The sequence below is a fragment of the Proteus faecis genome, from assembly GCF_030286765.1.
GTDB classification, from domain to species: domain Bacteria; phylum Pseudomonadota; class Gammaproteobacteria; order Enterobacterales; family Enterobacteriaceae; genus Proteus; species Proteus faecis.
Genome location: NZ_JASVWV010000039.1, coordinates 1 through 3,278 on the forward strand (window position 1 = coordinate 1; position 3,278 = coordinate 3,278).

4 protein-coding genes are annotated in these 3,278 nt (G+C 52.7%); 3 read left to right on the plus strand and 1 reads right to left on the minus strand.

Annotated elements, in window-relative coordinates; translation table 11 throughout:
* The 3 genes from QSH13_RS18280 to QSH13_RS18290 all read left to right on the plus strand — a co-directional run.
* A partial coding sequence (locus QSH13_RS18280; RefSeq protein WP_286047535.1) for an integrating conjugative element protein occupies window positions 1-886 on the plus strand: 886 nt, incomplete at its 5' end.
* The gene (locus tag QSH13_RS18285) at window positions 887-1,225 is read left to right on the plus strand and encodes a hypothetical protein (protein ID WP_001764986.1); all 339 of its coding nucleotides are present in this window, start codon (window positions 887-889) and stop codon (window positions 1,223-1,225) included.
* Window positions 1,222-2,760, plus strand: a complete 1,539-nt coding sequence (locus QSH13_RS18290) for a conjugal transfer protein TraG N-terminal domain-containing protein (RefSeq protein ID WP_001764987.1) — start codon at window positions 1,222-1,224, stop codon at window positions 2,758-2,760. The genes QSH13_RS18285 and QSH13_RS18290 overlap by 4 nt, the downstream gene beginning before the upstream one ends.
* A gap of 26 nt (window positions 2,761-2,786) precedes the next feature.
* On the opposite strand, the gene QSH13_RS18295 is transcribed toward QSH13_RS18290, so the two are convergent.
* On the minus strand, window positions 2,787-3,185 hold the full coding sequence (locus QSH13_RS18295; RefSeq protein ID WP_001764988.1) for a hypothetical protein: 399 nt from the start codon (window positions 3,183-3,185) through the stop codon (window positions 2,787-2,789).
* Window positions 3,186-3,278 lie beyond the last annotated feature (93 nt).

Genomic DNA, 3,278 nt, shown 5'->3' on the forward strand with positions numbered 1-3,278 from the left:
CATTATCAACAGCGGGGATGGTGATGCGGTCGGGACGATGAATCAGGTGGAAAAAAAGCCGGACGGTAAGGCCGGCGTGCCGTGGATAGGAGGGGAGAAACGGGGCGGTGCGGGTCAGAAAGCCATTCAGCCAACACAGGATTTTGCGCAGGCCGGCTTTAATATCATGAACGGTCTGCCGGCAACCAGCACGGCTCCGGTGCCGGCCGGCCAGTGTACCGGGGCGGCGTGCCGGCGGTTTGCCAACAGTGAGGAGGCTGCTCAGGTGGTAACACAGGTACTGGGCAGCAAATCGGTCCGCACCTGCACCAATCCGGCGGATTGTCAGAGCGGCGGTGAGGCAAACCAGCCGGGTAGTTCCCAGCCGGGAACCGGGCTGGCGCCGGTGCTGGAGACCACCACCCGGGAAAATCTGGAACAGTTGCATAAACTGGTGAACAGCCGGGGCGCGGTCAGTGCGGCGGATTTGGCGAAACTGAAAACCGGTAGCCTGACGGTCTCCCGGGGCGTGATTGAAGCCCTGCGCCGGGATCCGGATAAAACGGCGTTAACACAGCGTCTGGCCGGTGAGCTGGCGATGGCGGATACGATGGAGCTGGCGCTGACGATGCGCCGTATGCTGATCACCGGCCAGGGGGAGCCGAATGCCAGTAATTTTCCGAAAGCCCGGGAGATCGGTAATCAGTCGGTTGACCAACTGGATCGCGAAATCGGGATGCTGCAAACGGAAATGGAAGTGCGTAAATCCATTGCCAATAATGCGATGCTGACGGTGATTGAGCGTGATCAGCAACGGACACAGGCGAATCCGGCTACCCAGACCCCGGATAATACGGATGTGCGTGTACAGGGGCTGGAGCAAAACAGTGACACCGGAGGACGTTAAATGACGAAAGGAAAAACCGGGCGCCGGTTATGGCCGGTGCTGAAAGTGACCGGGCTGACCCTGCTCAGTATGGTGGTGTTGCTGGCGGTGGCTCAGCTGGGGCTGAGTTATTACGGTGAGGCGGACAGTCTGCGCCGGGCGTTTTACCGTGCCCGCTGGTTCTGGCTGGTCTGGCGGTGTGTGTTGTACGGGATGGTTACCGTCGGATTATGGAAACTGTATCACCACCCGAAAGTCAGTGAGACGGCCCGGCGCAGTCTGAAGCGCAGCGGACTGGCGATGGCCGCCTTTGTGGCGGTGAGTGAATGGTCTGTCTGGGCGGGAGGTGACGGCTTATGATGACAAACAGTTATCTCGAGTATTTTCTCACGCTGCTGGCCTGGGTGGTGAATAACGGATTGTGGTCGGTACTGACCAGCACCGGGCTGTTTGCGCTGCCACTGGCTTTTAAAGTGGCGGGGATTTGGCTGAAGGTGCGGGAAGAGGGGGAGGATGAAGGTAACAAAGGCTCGCTGGCGATTGTGCGCATCGAGAACGCCCTCTACGGGGCTTTTGTGGTGATCCTCTTTTGTTGTGTGCCGTTGATGGAAGTGAGTGTCAGTACCCTGCAATTTGATACCAGCCGGGCCAAAACCTGCGGCAGCTGGACACCGGTGAAGCCGGAGGCGTCCGGTTACAGCGGTGTGGTGTCATCACTGGATAATCAGACAGCCAAAATCCCGCTGTGGTGGATGCTGGTGCATAAGTTGTCGAAAGGGGTGACACAGGCGGCGGTGGCCAGTATTCCGTGCCGGCCGGATTTGCGTCAGGTGCGTTTTGAGGTGCAGCACAGCAATATCAAAAATCCGGCACTGGCTGCCGCACTTCAGGATTTTACCGATGATTGTTATTCACGTGCGCTGTATGACTGGAAAGCGAAAGATCAGGGAAAAACGCAGGATGAGAAAACGTTGCAGGATATTACCTGGATAGGTTCGGTGACGTTTATGAAAGGGGAATATCATCAGATCCAGTCCCGGACACCACGGGCGGGCTTTCCCTGGGATGCAGGGCGGGATGACGGGTATGCGAATGTCAACGGTAACGGTTACCCGACCTGTTATCAGTGGTGGAATGATGCGAATGCGGGCTTACTGAAACTTGTCAAAGAGCAGACCGATGAAGGGATGTGGCTGCGTGCCCGGGCAGCGATGAAGCTGATTAATAAAAACTCGAAAGAGTTTGAGGAGGCCATTGTCCGCCGGCTGGTGAGTCCGACGAATCTGGATGTTTCCGGCGGTCGGGTGTACCGGGGATACGGGGGAAATGCGGATATGACGGTGATGAATGAGCTGGCCAGAATGGGAGGGGTAGCCGGCACTTCGCTGGCGTCACTGGGGGCATTCCCTGCCTTTGATTCGATGCGTCAGTCCTTACCGATGGTGCAGGGGCTGATATTAATGGCGGTGTATATCATGATCCCGATGATACTGCTGTTTTCGGCGTATGAATTTAAGACGGCGATAACGGTGACGTTTGTGATATTTGCGCTGAACTTTCTGACCTTCTGGTGGGAGCTGGCACGCTGGATAGACAGCTGGATGATGGAGGCACTGTATAATTCCGATACGCACAGCCAGTGGAATATGAACGGGATCCAGAACACGTCTGATGATGTCATTATGAATCTGGTGATGGGGACGATGTTTTTGGTGTTGCCGGCGTTGTGGATGGGCGCATTAAGTTGGGCGGGCATTAATTTAGGAAGTGCTATAAGTAATAGTATGAAATCAGGTACGGATAAAGCAACACAAGCAGGAGAAAAGGGAGGGGAAGTTGCTAAAAAGGCTGGAGCTACTTTTATGGAGGGAGTAAATGGAAAAGGACTAAAATAATTAATGCTGTTGGGGGATAATTATGTTTAGTTATCCCCCCATGTTCCATGAGACTCTCCATATGGAGCACCATCATCTATTGAGTTAACGTTATCGTATGTTCTTTCAACAAGAGGATCATCATTAAAGAGAGAGTTATCTGGAGTATCTAATATACCAGATGTATCATCATACTTGACATGTAATAATAGGTATAAGCAGAATATAATAAATAATAAAGGAAGATTAAATACAGCGCTCAAAATCAGAATGGTAATGATAATGATTTTTGGCAAATGACCTAACCAGCCAGGAAGACCTTTTTCTTTTGCTTTTTCTGTGCAGTAGCGATCCAGTTTTTTAACGCCACGTATTCCCCATTTGGTTCCATGAGCAAGTTTGATGCCCCAACGTTCTCCCCGGGAAATAGTTATTTTATCACTCATTTTTCCCTCCGGTCAGTAATCAGTGAGTCTGAGTTGTCTCATACCTGTTGTTTGTCTTTAGTACAATTTTAGGTTGATTTTTAATCGTTGTCT

Coding starts and splice junctions, on each gene's coding strand:
- QSH13_RS18285 (WP_001764986.1), top strand. CDS start 887: ATGACGAAAGGAAAAACCGGGCGCCGGTTATGGCCGGTGCTGAAAGTG.
- QSH13_RS18290 (WP_001764987.1), top strand. CDS start 1,222: ATGATGACAAACAGTTATCTCGAGTATTTTCTCACGCTGCTGGCCTGG.
- QSH13_RS18295 (WP_001764988.1), bottom strand. CDS start 3,185: ATGAGTGATAAAATAACTATTTCCCGGGGAGAACGTTGGGGCATCAAA.